Source organism: Paracidovorax sp., assembly GCF_057642795.1.
Genome location: NZ_JBXYZY010000039.1, coordinates 1 through 607, shown reverse-complemented (window position 1 = coordinate 607; position 607 = coordinate 1). Strand labels below are relative to the sequence as shown.

1 protein-coding gene is annotated in these 607 nt (G+C 61.8%); it reads left to right on the top strand.

Annotation, left to right across the window (positions count from 1 at the left end):
• Nucleotides 1-517 (top strand): sensor histidine kinase (locus AC3A84_RS16170; protein WP_487971062.1); only part of this gene is annotated, 517 nt, incomplete at its 5' end.
• Nucleotides 518-607: the final 90 nt, after the last annotated feature.

Here is a 607-nt window from a genome sequence, read left to right as displayed (position 1 = left end):
GCTAGAGACTCAACTTCGGGACAATCCGGACGTCGTCAAGGCCGCCCACGAGGTACAGGCTGGGGCAGCTGCAGCCGTCAATGACCTGCATTCCCTGCTGTCGGTGCTTACCGAGTCCCGCGTGACACCGGACTTGCCCCTGTCGAAACTGGCCGAGGTCATTGACGAGTCCTTCGGCGCCGGTCAGCCTCTCAATTCGAGCGTCTTCATTGAGGACGCCGATCGCGTCGATCCCGCTGTGTCGAGGGCCGTCTACCGCATCGTTCAGGAGCTGCTCACTAACGCAGCCAAGCACGCACCCGGGCAGACGACGACCCTGCGCGTACGCGGGAATCCCCGAGACGGAATCAGCATTGACGCGACGAACGGCTACATCGGCGGATGGGCTGGAGGACCGAGTGCCCATTCCCGCGGGCTTAAGGGGATCACCGAGCGTGTCGAGCTACTTGGGGGCAGCCTTCACTACGGTCTTGACGACGATCTGTTCCACGTCCATGTGGACATCCCGTGGCGGTGATAATCATCCCCGCCTGCTCCTAATAGACCACGGTGCAGCCGCAACGAATCGCAAACGGTGAACATCATAGGATGTGGCCATGCTGCCCGT